This is a genomic window from Candidatus Chloroploca asiatica, assembly GCF_002532075.1.
Lineage (GTDB): Bacteria > Chloroflexota > Chloroflexia > Chloroflexales > Chloroflexaceae > Chloroploca > Chloroploca asiatica.
This window is the reverse complement of record NZ_LYXE01000157.1, coordinates 39,577-57,462: the sequence shown is the minus strand read 5'-3', so window position 1 is coordinate 57,462 and position 17,886 is coordinate 39,577. Positions and strand designations below refer to the sequence as shown.

The 17,886-nt window shown below is 58.1% G+C and carries 18 protein-coding genes; 8 read left to right on the top strand and 10 right to left on the bottom strand.

The genetic code is table 11. The features are described from left to right. Positions 1-25 precede the first annotated feature (25 nt). From A9Q02_RS18925 to minC, 5 genes are all read right to left on the bottom strand, one after another. Positions 26-1,294 (bottom strand): serine/threonine-protein kinase, encoded by a 1,269-nt coding sequence (locus A9Q02_RS18925; RefSeq protein WP_097654639.1) that lies wholly within the window; start codon positions 1,292-1,294, stop codon positions 26-28. 183 nt (positions 1,295-1,477) lie between these two features. Next, a complete protein-coding gene (gene era / locus A9Q02_RS18920; protein WP_245860705.1) occupies positions 1,478-3,073 on the bottom strand; it encodes a GTPase Era in 1,596 nt (531 codons plus the stop codon). Between the two features lie 5 nt (positions 3,074-3,078). After that, complete coding sequence (minE, locus tag A9Q02_RS18915; RefSeq protein WP_097654638.1) at positions 3,079-3,345, bottom strand: cell division topological specificity factor MinE; 267 nt, start codon at positions 3,343-3,345, stop codon at positions 3,079-3,081. Between the two features lie 15 nt (positions 3,346-3,360). Then, positions 3,361-4,161, bottom strand: coding sequence for a septum site-determining protein MinD (gene minD, locus A9Q02_RS18910; RefSeq protein ID WP_097654637.1), 801 nt, complete (start codon positions 4,159-4,161; stop codon positions 3,361-3,363). A 69-nt stretch (positions 4,162-4,230) separates the two neighbouring features. Continuing rightward, positions 4,231-4,911: a septum site-determining protein MinC gene (gene minC / locus A9Q02_RS18905; RefSeq protein WP_097654636.1), complete on the bottom strand. Its 681-nt coding sequence runs from the start codon at positions 4,909-4,911 to the stop codon at positions 4,231-4,233. Between the two features lie 137 nt (positions 4,912-5,048). Between minC and A9Q02_RS18900 the strand changes: the two genes are divergently transcribed. Then, on the top strand, positions 5,049-5,498 hold the full coding sequence (locus tag A9Q02_RS18900) for a hypothetical protein (RefSeq protein WP_097654635.1): 450 nt from the start codon (positions 5,049-5,051) through the stop codon (positions 5,496-5,498). Between the two features lie 13 nt (positions 5,499-5,511). Here A9Q02_RS18900 and A9Q02_RS18895 read toward each other — a convergent pair whose 3' ends face one another. After that, positions 5,512-5,970, bottom strand: a complete 459-nt coding sequence (locus A9Q02_RS18895) for a MarR family winged helix-turn-helix transcriptional regulator (protein WP_097654634.1) — start codon at positions 5,968-5,970, stop codon at positions 5,512-5,514. Between the two features lie 176 nt (positions 5,971-6,146). Here A9Q02_RS18895 and A9Q02_RS18890 point away from each other — a divergent pair, with 176 nt between their 5' ends. Further along, positions 6,147-6,719, top strand: coding sequence for a 5-formyltetrahydrofolate cyclo-ligase (locus A9Q02_RS18890; RefSeq protein WP_097654633.1), 573 nt, complete (start codon positions 6,147-6,149; stop codon positions 6,717-6,719). A gap of 198 nt (positions 6,720-6,917) precedes the next feature. Here the strand turns inward: A9Q02_RS18890 and A9Q02_RS18885 are convergent, their stop codons facing one another. Together A9Q02_RS18885 and A9Q02_RS18880 are read right to left on the bottom strand one after the other, a co-directional pair. Continuing rightward, the gene (locus A9Q02_RS18885) at positions 6,918-7,940 is read right to left on the bottom strand and encodes a TolB family protein (RefSeq protein ID WP_097654632.1); all 1,023 of its coding nucleotides are present in this window, start codon (positions 7,938-7,940) and stop codon (positions 6,918-6,920) included. 10 nt (positions 7,941-7,950) lie between these two features. Continuing rightward, positions 7,951-8,916, bottom strand: a complete 966-nt coding sequence (locus A9Q02_RS18880) for a diacylglycerol/lipid kinase family protein (RefSeq protein WP_097654717.1) — start codon at positions 8,914-8,916, stop codon at positions 7,951-7,953. A 164-nt stretch (positions 8,917-9,080) separates the two neighbouring features. On the opposite strand from A9Q02_RS18880, the gene A9Q02_RS18875 reads away from it, so the two are divergent. Genes A9Q02_RS18875 through A9Q02_RS18860 form a run of 4 tightly spaced genes read left to right on the top strand, consistent with a single transcriptional unit; the run spans position 9,081 to position 12,821 of the window. Further along, on the top strand, positions 9,081-10,022 hold the full coding sequence (locus A9Q02_RS18875) for a tyrosine recombinase (RefSeq protein ID WP_097654631.1): 942 nt from the start codon (positions 9,081-9,083) through the stop codon (positions 10,020-10,022). A gap of 3 nt (positions 10,023-10,025) precedes the next feature. Then, positions 10,026-11,669, top strand: coding sequence for a glycine--tRNA ligase (locus A9Q02_RS18870; RefSeq protein WP_097654630.1), 1,644 nt, complete (start codon positions 10,026-10,028; stop codon positions 11,667-11,669). Between the two features lie 12 nt (positions 11,670-11,681). Then, on the top strand, positions 11,682-12,026 hold the full coding sequence (locus tag A9Q02_RS18865) for a hypothetical protein (RefSeq protein ID WP_097654629.1): 345 nt from the start codon (positions 11,682-11,684) through the stop codon (positions 12,024-12,026). A gap of 6 nt (positions 12,027-12,032) precedes the next feature. Then, positions 12,033-12,821, top strand: coding sequence for a TlyA family RNA methyltransferase (locus A9Q02_RS18860; protein WP_097654628.1), 789 nt, complete (start codon positions 12,033-12,035; stop codon positions 12,819-12,821). Positions 12,822-13,104: 283 nt separating this feature from the next. On the opposite strand, the gene A9Q02_RS18855 is transcribed toward A9Q02_RS18860, so the two are convergent. Together A9Q02_RS18855 and A9Q02_RS18850 are read right to left on the bottom strand one after the other, a co-directional pair. Beyond that, entirely contained in the window at positions 13,105-13,695 is a 591-nt protein-coding gene (locus A9Q02_RS18855; protein ID WP_097654627.1) for a zinc ribbon domain-containing protein, read from the bottom strand. Positions 13,696-13,871: 176 nt separating this feature from the next. Then, positions 13,872-15,191: a sugar ABC transporter substrate-binding protein gene (locus A9Q02_RS18850; RefSeq protein WP_172451151.1), complete on the bottom strand. Its 1,320-nt coding sequence runs from the start codon at positions 15,189-15,191 to the stop codon at positions 13,872-13,874. 410 nt (positions 15,192-15,601) lie between these two features. On the opposite strand from A9Q02_RS18850, the gene A9Q02_RS18845 reads away from it, so the two are divergent. Continuing rightward, the gene (locus A9Q02_RS18845; protein WP_097654625.1) at positions 15,602-16,759 is read left to right on the top strand and encodes a 6-phosphofructokinase; all 1,158 of its coding nucleotides are present in this window, start codon (positions 15,602-15,604) and stop codon (positions 16,757-16,759) included. Between the two features lie 287 nt (positions 16,760-17,046). Next, positions 17,047-17,886 (top strand): ABC transporter permease, encoded by an 840-nt coding sequence (locus A9Q02_RS18840; protein WP_172451149.1) that lies wholly within the window; start codon positions 17,047-17,049, stop codon positions 17,884-17,886.

The following is a 17,886-nucleotide window of genomic DNA, read 5'->3' as shown; positions in this document are numbered from 1 at the left end:
CTTCGCGCTTTGGCATCAACGCAGGTCAACTACCGGGTGTCGGTTCGGCCATGCTGCCATCCTGGCGCTCGATCAATTCGATCAGGGGGGCCACATACGGCTCGGCCCAGGTAGGTCGTTGCACACCAACATAGATGCTCAGGGCGATGAGTGCCATAAAGAAGAGGTTGATGATCATGCGAATGAACCCGGCGAGGCGTGCGACACAGCCGCGTCGTTTGCGGTTTGGTTGCGCCGCTGGTGCTTGAGGCACAACAGGTTGTGGTGCCGGTGGGGGGGCAACCTTGCCAGGCGCTACCGCCGGTGGGGCAACAACCTTGCCGGGGGTCACTGCCGGAGGTGCCGCGACCTGTGCGGCCGCTGCCTGGGGGATGCGTACGGTTGGTGGGGCTACGCGAACCTGCGGTCGTTGGGGGGTTGCCTGCGGAATGAGCGCCCGGCGAAAGGCCTGAACGGTGGCAAAACGATCCTGGGGCACCTTCTGCAAGGCTTGTTGCAGCGCATCACTTGTGCGTTGGGAAATGGTGGGTACAAGGTTACGCGCTGCCGGGTAGCTAAAAGGCAATTGATCGGTTGGATCACGGCCCGTCAGCAGATGGTGCAGGGTGGCAGCCATGGCGTAGATATCAGATTGAGGGGTTGCCAGACCTTGATACTGCTCGGGGGGCGCATAGCCCGGGGTGCCAATCTGTGTCCCTCGTTCGGTTGGCTTGAATAGCTTGGTAATGCCAAAGTCAACTACCTTGATCCCATCGTGCTCGTGCTCAACCATCACGTTCGAGGGCTTCATATCACGGTAGATCAGCCCCTTACCATGCAGATGTTCCAACACATCGCAGATCTGATCGGCCCAGACCAACACACGCTGCTCGGCAAAGGGACCTGTCTGTTGCACCAATTCTTCGAGATCGTCGCCACGGACAAAATCCATCGTCAGATAGTGGCGCCCCTCATCGCGGAAATGGCTATAAACCCGTGGAATGCGCGGGTGCGTAAGCCGTTGCAGAATCTCGGCCTCGTCATTGAACCGCTGGATCGCCTCCTGCCGCTCATTGGCATTGGTAAAACGATCATGCATCTCCTTGATCGCATAGACCTTGCCTTCCTCGTCGAGCCCTTCATAGATCGCGCCCTGCCCACCCTGCTTGATCACCCGCGTAATGACATACCGACGGTGATCGCTCGGGCGGTCGTTATTGAGCACCACGTCGTGCCCGCAGTGCTGGCAAAAGCGCGCATGGCGCAGGTTTTGCTGATGACACCTGGGACAGAGGATGTGCGTCACGTCGTCCATAGCGCTCCAGACTGGCAGGGTAACAAAGATCAATCCCCACAACGTAGCGAACCCGATCGCTCCGGGCAAACCGAAGCTATGGGATTGACGTTGAACCGGGGGGATTTGTTGCACAGGCCTGCGCTTGGTCCACTGGTCTGCGCCGTACGTGGGCCGTCGGCCCACGTACGGCGCAGAACAACCCTATTTCCAGTCTTTTTTGCGATACCCAAGCCAGTTGAGCGCGTTGGCATCGTCACGCCAGTTGGGGCGAACTTTGACCCAGAGGTCAAGGAAGACCTGGTGCCCAAGCATGCGCTCTATTTCGTAGCGTGCAGCGGTACCGATCTTTTTGAGCATCGCGCCCCCCCCGCCGATGACGATCGCTTTCTGGCCTTCACGCTCCACATTGATCGTCATGCGGATGTAGGTGCCATTGTCGCGGGGTTCCCATTCGTCAACCTCAACGGCGACCGCATGCGGAACTTCCTGTTGCGTATGGTAGAGCACCTTTTCGCGCACAAACTCGGCGGCGAGTTGCTGTTCGTGCTGGTCAGTCACCTGATCCTCAGGGTAGAGCGGCGGACCAGGGGGCAACCGCTGTTCAAATGCCTCAATCAAGGTGTCGAGACCAAGCCCTCGCTGGGCCGAGATAGCCAGTTCCAATTCCCACGAGCCAAGCGCCCGGTACGCTTCGAGGTATGACTCACCGATCTTACGTGGTTGGAGATCAACCTTGTTGAGGATCAGCACCGTGTGGCCGCGTACCCGTTGCACTTGGGCCGCAATCTGGCGGTCGAGTTGCGATGGCGGCTGGCTAATATCAACCATAAAACCGATGACATCCGCGTTGGGAAGCGTCCGCTCTGCCATCTCGACCATCATCCGCCCGAGGGCGTGATTGGGCTTGTGAATACCGGGAGTATCAACAAAGATGATCTGAGCATGCGGCCGATTGAGGATGCCCCGCAGCGGCACCCGGGTTGTCTGAGGTTGGGGCGAGACAATCGCCACCTTTTGACCAAGCAACGCATTGAGCAAGGTGCTCTTGCCGACATTTGGTTTGCCAACCAACGCGACAAATCCCGAACGAAAATCGGCAGGGAGGTTGGGCGACGGCTCAGGTGATGCTGGCGCAGCCGAGGCAAGGGTCGCTGCATGTGGTGGCGCAGGTTGCGTTGTGCTTGAAGGGACATGCGCGTCGGCTTCAAGCGCAGGTGCGGGTGTGAGCGTAGGGAAGACGTCTGCATCGAGGTCAGCCGCAGCAGCCTCGCCAGGGGCACCCGCATCGAGGTCAGCCGCAGCAGCCTCGCCAGGGGCACCCGCATCGAGGTCAGCCGCAGCAGCCTCGGGTTGAATAAAGACAACCGGCCCATCGCCAGGAGCGGCCTCTGGTTCATCAAGTGGCACCAAGATTGGTGCAAGTGCCGCGAGGGTCTCAGGCGTTGCGAGCGGAGGCGGCAGCACAATCTCGATCCCGAGGATCGTCTCATCGGCATCAAGATCGAGGATAGCCGTCTCGACGAGAGGCACCCGTTCAACAGGAACAGCCTCAGCGAGCGACACCTGGAGCACGCCCGAGCTCATATTCAGGGAATCGTAATCACCTTCGAGCACCAGATCAAGCTGAGCGAGCGTCACCTCGTCATCAAGTTCCAACTGCAGGGCCACCAGATGGCCTTGCGCATCAAGCAAGAGCGCAGCAGGATACTCGAGCACCGCCACGGCCTGACCTTCTTGAAGGAGCGTAAAATAGACATAGAGGGTTCGAGCCTCGGCGTCAAACGAAGCTTGCAGCATAGGTATCACTCATCTCGGCCACGTTTCAGTGGAATTTCGGCTTTCAAATGATCATTTGCCTCCCCGCGAAGCAGGGTAACTTCAATCTGATCAGAGTCAACATGGGGCAAATAGCGTGAAAGCACTTCGGCCATTTCAATTTTCATCTGTTCAAGCATATCGGGGGTCAGCTTATAGCGATCGTCTACCAGCACCATCATCAGACGCTGCTTGGCAACACTGGCGCTACGATCGCGGCGCCCTCCCCCAAAGAGATTGCCTAAAAAGCCCACAGCAGAGTCCTTTCGCTACGTACGGCGACGGCCAAAGATTCCAAAAAAGCGTTCAAGCACACCAGGCTGATCCTGGAGGGGCAGGAACGGCACTTCTTCCCCATTGAGGCGGCGAGCAATATTCAGAAACGCCCGCCCAGCCAGCGAATGCTGGTCATAGACAGCGGCCTCGCCGCGGTTTGTCGAAGTCACAATGGCCTCATCATCGGGCACAATACCAAGCAGATTGATCGCGAGCAACTCAATCACATCCTCAACGGACAGCATCTCACCACGATTGACGAGGCGCGGCTTAATCCGATTAACAATCAGACTCGGCGTCCCCTTTTCAGCCGCCTCGACGAGCCCCACAATGCGATCGGCATCACGTACTGCCGACACCTCGGGCGTGGTGACAATAATCACCTCATCAGCCCCGACGATCGCATTGCGAAAACCACCTTCGATGCCAGCGGGGCTGTCAATCAAGACAAAATCAAACTCGGTGCGCAGCTGATTGGTCAAATAGACCATCTGATCAGGGCTCACGGCATCTTTATCGCGTGTCTGGGCTGCGGGAAGCAGGCAGAGTTCAGGTAGGCGTTTATCTTTAATGAGGGCCTGGCGGAGGCGTGCGCGACCTTCGACCACATCAACCAGATCATAGACAATGCGATTTTCGAGGCCCATCACCACATCAAGATTCCGCAACCCGATATCAGCATCCATCACGGCTACACGTGCGCCTCGCATAGCCAGCGCTGTGCCGAGATTCGCCGTTGTTGTTGTCTTGCCGACACCGCCTTTGCCCGAGGTGATGGTTATAACGCGCGCCATAGACACTCCACTCACTGCGAGCGAGGTCGAAGAAGTCGGCGGGAACGCCACCTCCTTTGACCTGACCCATTACCGCTTATAGTTTTCCCACGACTCAACGACAATCTGATGCTGCTCAATCCGTGCAACCTCGGGCACATGCGGCCCACTGCCTCGCGGGGGCGTTGTTGCGATCTGATCGGCGATGCGCAACTGAGTTGGTGACAACTCGAGGGCGCAGATGACCGCCTCGGCATTGCCGAGGGCCCCCGCGTGAACGAACCCACGCAACCGCCCCCAGACGATCACGCTCCCCCCGGCAATCAATTCACCGCCGGGGTTGAGATCGCCAATGAGCGTAATATGCCCACTATGACGGAGCACCTGCCCCGAGCGTACCGTCCGGGTCAGCAGCAATGCTTCGCTTTCGGGGGCAAGGGAAGGGGTACCCGGGGGCGGATCGGCATAACGAGGCAAGGGACGGGCCGTGATCCCAACGGCACGCGCAGCATTGCGTGCTGCACGTGCATTGGCACTGAGCGCATCAGCGACGACACCATGATGTTGCAACAGGTTCAACAATTCACTCAACTGGATCTCATCAAGGGATCGTTCACCAAGTTCGAGGGTCAGCCGTGCGCCATTGAAAAAAGCCTGGTTCTGCGTCAACTGCTGTTCAAGCTGAACCAGCAGAGCAGGCCAATCAGCAGTATCATCGAAGCGCATCCGTAACCCGTCGCGCCCACCTTTGATGCTAATCAGGTCGCTCATGAGCCCATTGCCTAATTTGAACGAAAGAAATTCTCTAAATTATAGCACAGATACCTACGCGATGATCTGCTAGCATAATATCTCTGAACGCGCTATACTGTTAAGATACGCCGCGAGCAACCATCAGGAGGATACGCGTGTTACAGCCAGAGGATCTATCTCCGACGCTTGAGGGGTTTACCCAGCGCGAATATGATTTGTTGCGCCGTGAGCTTGCCGAAGCGCAACAGGCCGTGCGCGGGTTACGCCGTCAACTCGACAAAGCTATTGCGGCGTTTGGTGAAGCGCAACGTGCCCATGCCAAGATGGTCGCGACCTTGACCGAGACGATGCGTGAAAATACGACGCTCACGAACGAACGCGACCTCTGGCGGGCCCGTGCCCAGCGCTTGGCCTCGGGGGTAGCGCATGAGGCCGATTACGGCAAACCGGTGATTGATATTACCGCGCTGGCCGGTCAAATCACGGAAGATGAAGTGAATGCTATCCGCAAAGCGATGGCGCGCCTCCATCATCCTGATGTCGGTGGCAATCCCGATCGTATGAAGGCGTGGAACGCCGCCCTTGATCGCATTGGCAAGCTGTGATCGTCAGTCGTTGCTAGGCGTTGTCGCTCAGATCACGATGCAGGTTCGTCCGTAGCTTCTCGAGCAACAACGCAAGTATCTCTTGTTCAGTCGGCTCCAGCAAACCCATCCGCCGCTCGACCGCCGCATTATGCAATGCCGAGGCCTTTGTACACAGTGCATACCCTTCACTGGTCAAAAGAAGCCGCTGGGCACGGCGGTCGTCAGGGTCAGGCGTGCGCTGAACAAGGCCACTTGCCTCGAGGCGATCAACCAGACGCGTAATCGTGCTCTTGACACACAGCAACTCAGCGCCAATATCCGTCAGACGTCGACCCTCTTCCAGATCAAGCCGTTGCAGAACCGCAAATTCGAGTGGGGTAAGCCGGGTTATGGCGAGAACCCGCCGGTCACCGTCGTCAAGGAGAACATAGATATCGTGGATGAGGCGATGCTGCTGCAGGGCCAGCGACGCAAGGCTCAGTGGGGCCATATGTAACCCTCTCATGTGCAATAGTTGCAAGTGCAAGTAAGTATAGAAGCGGAACGTGACAACGTCAAGCGATGATGTGTAAACCATGCGTTGACGATGGGTACCGCAGGTACCCATCGTCAACGCATGAAGTTGAGGCCTGAGGCGCACAAAACTCAGGGATCGCCGAGCGCACGATGCAAACAGACATTTCGGTGCAGAAACAACAACTTCGCCGCGTGATGCGCCAGCGTCGCGAAGCGCTGGCCGGGCGTGAGATGCATACGCAGGCGCTTTGCGCGCACCTGGAACGCCTCCCCTCATATCAAGCGGCGCTAACCCTGCATACCTTTCTTCCGATGCAGAGTGAACCTGACCTGCGCCCGCTGTTGCGGCAGGCGCTGGCCCAGGGCAAACGCGTGGCGGTTCCCGTCGTTGAGCCTGATGGCACTCTGGCCAACAGTTGGATCCGCAGCCTCGATCCAGCGGCTTTTGTCACTGGGCGCTTTGGGACTCTCTACCCGACCATGCGGGAACCTGCCGAGCCCGGGACATGGCAGATCACCCTCGTGCCATTGCTTGCCTTTGATGCAGAGGGTTACCGCCTTGGCTATGGCAAAGGGTACTATGATCGCCTGCTGGCAATGAGCCCTGGTTTGCATATCGGCATTGCTTTTGCCTGCCAGCAGGTGGCGCAGGTACCCCGTGAAACCCACGATGTGCCCGTTGACCTGATCGTCACCGAAGCCGGGGTTTTGCCTCTGCTTTGACGCAAAGGCGCAAAGGGTGTTTAGAGCCAATACCTTGCAAAGAAGGCGGCTATTTTGACGCAAAGGCGCAAAGGTTTTTGCGTAGGTGAGCTTAACCCTTCGCGTCTTCGCGTCTTCGCGTGAGCTTCTTTGAAAAGTATTGTGTTTAGAGCGCATCTAGACGCCAAACGTGCGATGGATGGCTGTTGGCAGGGGCGCTTATGGTGCCCAGGCGACGCCTGAGTCGACATCAAGCTGCATGCCTGTCGTGAGGCGCCGGGGCTCGCTGGCGACGAGCGTCCCCAGTTCCGAGAGACTCAGATCAGCGACCCAGAGGTCAAAGCCTGTTTCGCCGGGGGCGATGGCAAGAAAGGCGAGTTGTGTCACATCGGGGGCAAAAGCAGGGCTACGGGCAGTGCCCAGACTGGTGAGGCGTTGGGGCACCCCAACCCCGCCCGAGGGCAAGCCAAAGAGATCGGTGCCACCATCATCACGGGCAGCAAAAGCGAGCCAGAAGCCATCAGGGGAAAAGGCAGGATCATAGCTCGGCACCGGTGCGCCTGGCACGACGCGGGCTTCGCGGGTGGCGAGATCAAGCCGATAGAGTTGCTGCGCCCCCTGCGGCCCGAGGCCAGCCCGCGTAAAGACGAGCACCGCCCCATCGGGGCTAAAGGCACTGCGTCCAACATGGGCATTGCTATCGGCATAGAGGCTGCTGATTGGCCCGGGGCTGGCCGCAAGTAACGCGAGACTCAGGTTATAGTCGGCCGGCGGGTCACCCACGGGTGGGGCGGCCTGGGCTGCCACGACGATTTGCATGCCATTGGGGTGCCAGGCAGGATACCAGGCCCACCGGCTTGCATAGACACGCCTGAGGCTGTTGGGTGGCTCGGTAGTGCCAAATTCGGTTAACTGGGCGAGAGGGCCGCCTTCGGCATCGATCAGCAGGACATCGCTAAAGCTGTTGTGGCGAACAACATAAGCGATGCGATCACCGTTGGGTGACCAGGCCGGATGCACGGCCTCACCTGACCCGAAGACTGGCCGTGCCTCGTTGCCCTTCCATTGCCAGATGACCCCATCACGCACAAAGAGCAACCGTCCAGCCAATGTCTCGCCGCGCACCACAGGCTCAGACGTCTCGCGGTTGGATCCGACTGGCTCTGATGGTTGCGAATGATCGCCACAAGCGGTCAAGAGCAGGGCCAGTATGAGCAGAAGGAAGAAACTGTATCGTCGCATAGACGCAACCCTACCGTCGCACAAACCAACTGATAATCCAGGGCAACAGCCGACGGGCCTCACGATTCGTCAGGGGCGCAACCAGATCCTCGGGCAAATTGGGCGGCAAGAGGGCCATGAGTGCGCCAGGCACAACTTCAAAGGTCATCGGGGTCATCCCGATGGGATCGCCATCAACCTGTACCGGCATCCGCGGGCGCGAGGTTACCTCAATCGTACGGGCACGGTAATAGGCAATATCAGGATCCTGGCTATAGCTACGCAACAGAATCGCCCCCAGCCGACGGAGGGCGCTGAGGCCATTGTAGCCTTTAATCACACAGACATCAAGCAGACCATCGTCAATACTAGCCCGATGGGTAATTTTGACCAGGCCCCCATAGAGTTGCGAATTACCAATCACGATCATCAGCACGCGCCCCCGGAACGGTCGGCCATCAAGTGTGATGCGGGTGCGCGCCCCCCGGATACGAAAAGCCTCTTCGATGCCACGCACCACATAGGCAAGGGCGCCAAAGCGGCGTTTCTCATCAGGCTTGACGCCCGCCGTAATCGCGGCATCAAAGCCAATCCCGGCCATCAACAGAAAATAGTGTTCACCGGCACGTCCGAGGTCAATCGGGCGGGGCTTCCAACTCAACAGGGCCGTTGCGGCGGCCCGGGGTTGCAACGGCAACCCGAGCTCACGCGCCCAGACATTCATCGTGCCGAGCGGCAACGTCGCCAGGGCCGTCTGCGAACCAACGAGCCCATTGATGACCTCGTTGATGGTGCCATCACCACCGGCGGCGATAACCAGATGATAGCCCTGTTCCACAGCCAGACGTGCTAGACGGCGCCCATCCCCGGCCGCACGAGTTGGTTCAAGCACGACCCGCCAGCCTTGCTCACGCCAGACACTCGCCGCAACTTCCAGTTCGCGCTCGAGCGTTTCAGCCTGGCCAGCCGTCGGATTGAACACAAGCATTGTTTGCATAATACCATCAATGATAGAGGGCTTGAGACTCTGGCAGTATACCACACCCGACGGTTGACACCCCATAGCCTTTGCGTTACCATACGCTCTACCCGCCTCCTCAAAGAACACCACGCATGTCCTGTATGGTTTTGTGGCAAATCTGACCAGCGGAAACAAGATGTATGCAAGCGTTGATTGATCAATTTCTCGTGTATCTGGCGACTGAGCGAGGCAAAGCTCCAAATACGATTTCGGCCTATCGCATTGATCTCGATCAACTTGTCGCGTATGTGCAGGAACAAGACGTGAGGGCCTGGACTGATGTCACCCCTGATCATGTGATGGGTTTTTCGATCTTTTTGCGTGAGCGTCGGTATGCCAATAGTACCGTTGCCCGACGTACCGCAGCAGTGAAAGCGTTTTTTGCGTATCTCGTGAGTCAGCACTTGATCGAGGTTGACCCCTCAACGGCCATTGACTCACCCAAGGTTGATCGCTATACGCCAAAATCGCTCACCCTGTTCCAGGTTGATGAACTCCTCGAGTTACCTCTTCGCTCATCATCGTCTGAGGGGTTGCGTGATAAAGCCATGCTTGAATTGCTCTATGCGACCGGGATGCGCGTGGGTGAACTGGTGGCGCTTGAGCTCGATGATCTGTCGCTCGAAGCGCGCACCATACGCTGCGCAGGCCGTGGCGGGCGCGAACGGGTCTTGCCCCTAAATGATACGGCCTTTGTGGCGATCGAGGAGTACCTCGATAATGCGCGTTCACAGTTAACGCGGTCAGACGGTGTGCGTGCGACGGCGCTTTTTGTGAATCACCGTGGCAAGCGGTTGACCCGTCAGGGCTTCTGGCTGATCCTCAAGGGGTATGCCGAAGAGCTTGGGCTCTATGATCTGACGCCGCATACGCTGCGCCATTCGTTTGCCAGCCATATGCTTGCTAATGGGGCCGATCTGCGTGAAGTGCAAGAGCGCCTGGGCCATGCGTCACTTGCAACCACCCAGATCTATGCAATCATGCAGAGCGAGCAAGCTTCGTTGTCGCCGACGTTTGCTCAACTCAACGCGGCCTATCCCGCAGCCGAAGTTAAGGCAGATGCCGTTCAGGATGAGGATTAGTTTATGCCTGCTCTTTCGATGGATCAGATCGTCTCGCTTTGTAAGCGCCGGGGTTTTATTTTTCCGGGGAGCGAGATCTATGGCGGTCTCCAGGGAACCTATGATTTTGGGCCGCTGGGAGTTGAACTCAAGAATAATCTGATCGCTGACTGGTGGCGCACCAATGTCTATGCCCGTGATGATATGGAGGGGCTCGATGCGGCGATTCTGATGAATCGGTTGGTCTGGAAGTATTCCGGCCACGAGCAGACCTTCAATGATCCACTGGTTGATTGTCTGGTCTGCAAGGGGCGCTTTCGTGCGGATAAGCTTGCCGATGCGCGCTGTCTGTTGCATCCTGATCAGCGTCCTGGAACATGTGAGGGCCGCTTTACCGAGCCACGCGATTTCAATATGATGTTCAAGACGGCCATCGGGCCGGTCGCCGATGATGAGGCGTTTGCCTATCTGCGCCCCGAGACAGCCCAGGGTATTTTTGCCAATTTTGCGAATGTATTGACGACGACGAGCCGCAAGTTGCCCTTTGGGATTGCGCAAGTCGGTAAGGCCTTTCGCAATGAGATCAATCCACGCAATTTCCTCTTCCGGGTGCGCGAGTTTGACCAGATGGAGATTGAGTTTTTTGTGTTGCCGGGTACCGATGAAGCCTGGCACGAGCACTGGCTCCAGGCACGCCTCGACTGGTGGGCCTCGGTCGGGGTGCCCCGCGAGCGCATTACGATCTATGATGTGCCGGCTGATGAGTTGGCCCACTATTCGAAACGTACCTATGATTTGATGTACGATTATCCCTCTATTGGGGTGCAAGAGATCGAGGGCATCGCGAATCGTACCGATTATGATCTCGGCTCGCATAGTAAAGACCAGGCGCAACTCAACCTGACGGCCCGTGTGAATGCGAATCACGATAGTACGGCGCGTCTGACCTACTATGATGCCGAGCGCAAAACGCACCTGGTGCCCTATGTGATCGAGCCTTCAGCCGGGGTTGGCCGTGGGTTGCTGGCAGTGCTCTGTGAAGCGTATGCTGAAGAGATGACGAAGCCGCCCGCGCCCGAGCGCCTGACAGCGGTTGGTGAGGCGCTGGCGGCTTTTCTGAAGTCGGTCGGGCGCAATGAGAAGATGAGCCCGCAGCAACGTGATGAACTGCTCGAACAGGGCCAGAGCATTGCTGCCGCGCTCCCCGAACGCCTGCCCGCCGTCGAGACGCTGTTGGCGATGCCGGGGGCCGATCTGATCGATCTTGGCAAAAAGCTGCGCGGCCAGGCCCAGCCGCTGCTTGATGAACACTATCGCACCGTGCTCCATCTACGCCCGCGGCTCGCCCCGGTGAAAGTGGCGGTCTTTCCGCTGAAACGGAACCACGAAAAAATCGTTGCGACAGCCCGGCAGATTCGGCGCCAACTTCAACTAGAAAATAATATGCGTACGGTGTATGATGATACCGGAGCGATTGGCAAGCTCTATCGGCGTCAGGATGAAATTGGAACGCCGTTCTGCGTCACGGTTGATTTTGACACCATTGGTGAAGGCAAAGATGGTTCGCTGACCGGAACGGTTACCGTGCGTGATCGCGATACGATGGCGCAGGAACGGGTCGCTATCGGCGAATTGCAGGGCTATCTTGAGGCGAAATTGCGCAACTAAAGCGAGGTGCCTATGCAAGGTCGATTTACTATTCCTACGCGCATCTACCTTGAACCCGCAGAACGTGAACGCTTGCTTGCACTGCTGCAACGTGAAGGACGCACCCTTGATGATCTGGTGACGGCCCTGGTGACGGCGCATCTTGCGCACGCGCCTGAACCATCATCAGAGCAACGCGAGCGTGCGGTTGGCGAGACGGTTGTTGGCGAATTGCACCAGCGGCGCACCGAGTTGCGCCGCTTGCGCTTCAAGTTGCACGATCCACACAATGAGCCTCCACACTGGTTGCGCACGATGGTGAGTGAGCTCGAGACCGAAATTTCCCGGCTCGAGGTGCTCCAGGATCGCTGGACGTAACGACCAATGAAGCTTCGTCTTGATGCGCTGATGGTCGAGCGTGGCCTCGTCGAGAGCCGTAGCAAGGCGCAGGCGCTCGTGATGGCCGGGAGTGTCAAGGTTGATGGGCAACCCGCGAGCAAGCCTGGAATGCAGGTTGATGCGCGTTGCGCCGTTGAGGTCGTCGCTGCGCTGCCCTACGCGAGTCGTGGCGGCTACAAACTGGCGCATGCGCTCGATCAGTTCAGGCTTGACCCGGTTGGCCTGACCGCCCTGGATGCCGGTGCTTCGACAGGCGGTTTCACCGATGTCTTGCTGCAACGCGGGGCGCGCCTTGTCTATGCGGTTGACGTCGGCTACGGCATCCTTGAGTACCGGCTCCGTGCTGATGCGCGGGTGGTGACCTTGGAGCGGACGAATATTCGCTACCTGGAGGCGTTGCCCCCTGTGCCTGGGGCCGACGCTTCGACTCGAGCGCCCCTGGCCGATTGTGCGGTGGTTGACCTTGCCTTCATCTCGCTCAAGCTGGTTTTGCCAGCGATCCAGCGCCTGATCACGCCGAGTGCCTGGGTGGTAGCGCTGATCAAGCCCCAGTTTGAAGCCGGCCCCGCCCAGGTTGGCAAGGGCGGTGTGGTGCGCGATCCGGCGATCCACCGCAGTGTCATTGCCCAGGTACTCGGCGCGGCCAACGAAATCGGGCTCACCCCATGCGGCCTGACCCGCTCGCCGATCACCGGCCCCGCCGGCAATCAGGAATTTCTTGCCTGGTTGCAACCCGGTGGGGAGCCGCTTGAGCTAGAAAAGATCGTGTTGTAGTGGTTCGCGCCGTGGCGGCTTGGCCGCCACGGCGCGAACCACTCTGGGCGGGTGGGGAGTGCAGCAGCGATTTTGGAAGCCATCACCGTGTCACCACGGCGCGAACCACTCTGGGCGGGTGGGGAGTGCAGCAGCGATTTTGGAAGCCATCACCGTGTCACCACGGCGCGAACCACTCTGGGCGGGTGGGGAGTGCAGCAGCGATTTTGGAAGCCATCACCGTGTCACCACGGCGCGAACCACTCTGGGCGGGTGGGGAGTGCAGCAGCGATTTTGGAAGCCATCACCGTGTCTCAAAACGACGGCGGAGCCAATCAACGGCGACGGTCAGCGCAATCAAGACCAGGATGCCTGGCAAAAAGATCCGCGGGATGGTAAAAAGCAGAGCCAGACCAAAAAGCCAGATGATGCTATTGAGGCCATTGAAGTAGCGCCCACGCAGGGCTTCGCTGACAAAACTGGTGAGGCCAACCACAACTAGAATACCCGGCCAGAATTGACGGGTAAAGAAGAGCAGGGCCAGACCAACCAAGAAGATCACCGCGGCAATTGCATCAGTGGCCGGCTGTGCCCATGGCTGTGCAGGTGCTGGTGGTGCAGCCAGATCGCGGGTAGGTTCAAGATCAATGATAGGTGGCGAACTGCGCGTTGGCATGGCGGCAGGATCACCGAGGCGCTGACCACAACGCACACAAAAGACCGCATACGGTGGATTATAGGCCCCACATGCGGCACATGTGATCACGTTGGGGTCGCTGGTCTTTGGCAATACAACGGTCGCACCGGTGACACCTGGTCGCTCGGTTGGGGTTCCACACTCAATACAAAAAGCCGCCTCATCGGGCAGATCGGCACCACAGGCTTGACAACGCATAGCTTCCTCCGCAACATTCGGTCACATGTGACCAGATAGAACCACCGCAATCTTCTGGGAGGGTCGGCTCAGCCGCTTTACTCTCGACTCGGCGTGCCGACTGAAGTCGGCACGCCGATGAGCATACATTGTAAAGCACCCTGAAACCTTGTCCCAGAAAATGGTGGGGATCGTCGTTAAAAGCGACTCAGACACGCTTCGGCCTCGCGTTGCATATTCAGCGGGGCCTGATTGACCTCAAGCGTACCGGCAAGGAGCCGGCCCATCCAGGCATTGATCCCATAGAGCGCACAACGGACGGCCTGTGTTGGCGGCAAACCAGGTGCTTCGGCGGCGCGCCGGGCGGCTGCGGCCAGCGCGGGATCATCGCTATTGACGAGTTGTGACAGCACGGCCTGTTGTGCAGGTAAGCGCTCGAGTTCACGGGCCAACGTGAATTGCACCTCAGGTTCGTTGAGCAACGCCGCAAGTGTCGCGACATCGGCCAGGCCTGACGGCTCCAACCCGGTTGTAACCATCAGATAGGTGCCCCCAAGGGGCGCAAGTGGGGCCTTGCCGGTTGCGGGCACCATCGGTAACGGAGCAATGCCGAGTTCAAGGGTCTCGCTGACCGCACGATAGCGGGGCAAGGCCCAGTCACCATCAATCGCAAAAGCGGCATACTCCTGGGCAAAGAGGCGCTGCCCACGCGCATAGCTATCGCCATTGGTTGGGGCGGCGGTATACAACTCACGCATCAGGTTCAGAGTGGCCGTCATCGCCGGCGTATTGAGCGTAATCGTTGCGCCGGCAGGATCGGTTGGAGCGCCCCCAAACGCATGCAACCAGGGCAACACCCAATGCGGATCAGTCCAGGCCATCACCAGACCGGCTGTCATTGGATTGCGCGCCGCCCGCGCACGGACAATCAACTCATCGCTGGTGGCGGGCGCTGCCTCGATCAACTCACGATTGTAGAGCAACAAAAGGCTATTGCGTGCCAGCACCGGAACACCCCAGAGCAGACCATCATAGGTTGCAGTGGTGAGCAACGCTGGCAATGCCTCGGTTGAACGCAGAGCGTCGGGAACCGGCTGCAGGTGACCATCAATCAACAGACCAGCAAGATCCTCTTGATGCCCCCAGATCAGATCAGGCAACGGCTCACCGCGTACCGACGCTGTCGCGATACTCAAACGGAGACCATCGGGTGGGCGGGGTACAACCTCGAGTTCAAGGTCGGCGCGTTGCGCCAGATCGGCGAAGAGCGCCTGTACCGTAGTGAGCGCGGGGCCTTCTTCCGCAACCCAAATCGACAGCGCAGGAAGCGTGGGCGTCGGTGTCGGCGGTACACGCGTGGGCAACGGCGTCGCCGAAGGGCGAGGCACGAGCGTCGGTGTTGGCGAGGGTTCACTGACTTGTTCGACCACAATCTCCGGTAATGGAGGAGAATCAGCACACCCAGTAGCGACCATCGCCACGAGCAGTGCGAGCAACAGCAACCAGATTGTACGCAAGCATTTCATACCTGCATTATAGTACAGTCTGCTGTTCACCGTAGCCCAACCGCCCATGGCAAGCTTGGCCCTGTGGCCTACGTAGAACCGCACATAACATGCTTGGCCCTGTGGCCTATGGCCACAGGGCCAAGCATATATAATGATCTTAGCTTTGTTAATCACTACCTTGCGGAAAGCAATCTTAACCACACAGCCGCTAGCAAAGGATTATCATAGACGGCACGAGACGCGTTTACATGCAAGTAGTTCAGCCATCTACCTGTTAGGAACCATCTCTACAATGGTGTAAAGGGATGTTCTGTGCTTACGATAACGTATCGAACGGTTACATGCAGCCTTCGGCCTAAGCATCGAGCATCAAGCAGTATCCGTGACAAAGGGTACGATAAGGCTATGAAGGAGTGACTATGCGCATCGGTATTCTCACCGGTGGTGGTGACGTGCCCGGTCTAAACCCGTGTATTAAAGCAGTGGTTAACCGTGCAGCGGCAAATGGATGGGAAGTTGTTGGTATCCGTAAGGGATGGGCAGGTCTGCTCAACTACAATCCTGACGATCCCGATGGAAGCTCCGAATGGATACAACCGCTGACACCAGCACATGTGCGGACAATTGATCGTTCTGGTGGCACGCATCTCCATACTTCACGGACCAATCCAGCTAAGGTAAAACCAGCGGCTATCCCCGCTTTTCTCCAGGGCAAATTTGAGCCATCAGGTGAGAAGAAGCTCATTGATGCGACGCCGCATGTGCTGCGGGTTCTCGAGCATCTCGGCGTTGACACGCTTATCCCCATTGGTGGTGATGATACACTGAGTTATGCTGCCCGGATGCATCAAGAGGGCATTCGCGTTATCGCGATTCCCAAGACAATGGACAACGATGTCTTTGGCACTGATTACTGTATCGGGTTTAGTACCGCAGTAACCCGCAGTGTCGAATTCATCAATGCCTTGCGTACCCCGGCAGGAAGCCACGAGCGGATTGCGGTGGTCGAACTCTTTGGGCGCAACAGTGGTGAAACGGCCCTTATTTCGGCCTATCTTGGTGATGCTGATCGGGCCTTGATCAGTGAAGTGCCCTTTGACATCGAGCGTGTCGCCAATTTCATCATGGATGATCGGCGCAACAACCCGAGCAATTATGCCGTCCTCGTTATTTCTGAGGGTGCCAGTATGCTTGGTGGGCAGGTGGTCGAATATGGGCAGGAAGATGCCTATGGGCACCGCAAGCTCGGTGGAATTGGACAGATCGTTGGTGAAGCGCTCACCAAGATCACCAAGGTGGATATCCTCAATCAACAACTCGGCTATCTGATGCGTGCCGGTGCCCCCGACTCGCTCGATCGTATGGTGGCCGCCTCGTTTGGCAACCTGGCGATCCAGCAGCTCGAGAAAGGCCACGATGGCGTGATGGTTGCACTGCAAAACGGGGTCTATACGACGGTGCTCGTCGACTCGAGTATCCGCGGCGTCAAGCGCGTTGATGTGCCTGAGCTCTACGATACCGAGCAGTACAAACCTCATATTACCCACCTCGTCGGCAAGCCAATGTTCCTCTATTAAGCATTTGGTTGGGGGAACGTAAAAAAGCCAGCTACGCTGGCTTTTTTACGTTCCCCCAACCAAATGCCGTCACCAGCTTTACACCTCCGTTGACAAATAGCGCTAGCGGCGCTACACTATACCTCAGCCCGGAACAAAAAGCTTATACCCCTCCCGCCGGTTCTTCGCGATGTTAGCGCCCCGGTGTGTGTAATGACCAGCCGTCGGCCTGGTGACAATGCTGTACCCGGCCATCCCCCCAGGGTTGCATGTGTGTGGACGCCTCATCCATCAGGTGGAGGTTGGCCTTGGCATATTCGGTTGCTCCTTCGTCTTCAGTGCGGGTGCGGACAGTCATGGTAACGGCAGTACGGCGGATGCTGCCGGTTGTTGGGCTTGTCGCAGTGCTGCTTCTCATCTGGGAAGGCAGCAAAGTGCTCTTTGGGATCTCTGATCAGCGCCTGCCCCACCTCGGCGATATTGTGACGACGATGTTTACCCGCACACAGGGTGGCAATGGGCCGCTCTTGCTCGTACAGATGCTGATCAATGCCTGGGCCACCTTGCGGGTCGCAATGGGTGGCTTTTTCATTGGTGGGTTGCTCGGTTTTGGCCTGGCGCTCCTCTTTATGCGCATGCCGATCCTTGAACGCGGCTTGATGCCGTATGTCATTGGCTCGCAGACGGTACCAATTCTGGCGATTGCACCAATGGTTGTGGTGGGGCTCGGGCGGATGGGGGCCGAGCCGTGGGTTGCCAAGATCTTTGTTGCGGCCTACCTCACCTTTTTCCCGGTGACGATTGGCATGCTGCGTGGCCTGCGCTCGGCTTCCCCGCAGAGCCTGGATCTGATGCGTTCCTATGCGGCCTCTTCACTCCAGACCTTCTGGAAGTTGCGCTTGCCCGCTTCGCTCCCCTATCTCTTTGCCTCACTCAAGATTGCTGCGTCGGCCAGTGTCATTGGGGCGATTGTCGCCGAGTTACCCTCGGGCAGCAGTGAAGGCATCGGGGTGATGATCCTAAATGCCGCCCAGTTCTATAATTCGCGCCCTCCGGCGCTCTACCTGGCGATTCTCGTCGCCGGGCTGATCGGCGTGGTCTTTTATGGTCTCGTTGCGCTCGCTGAGCGCCTGATTGTGAAGCGTTGA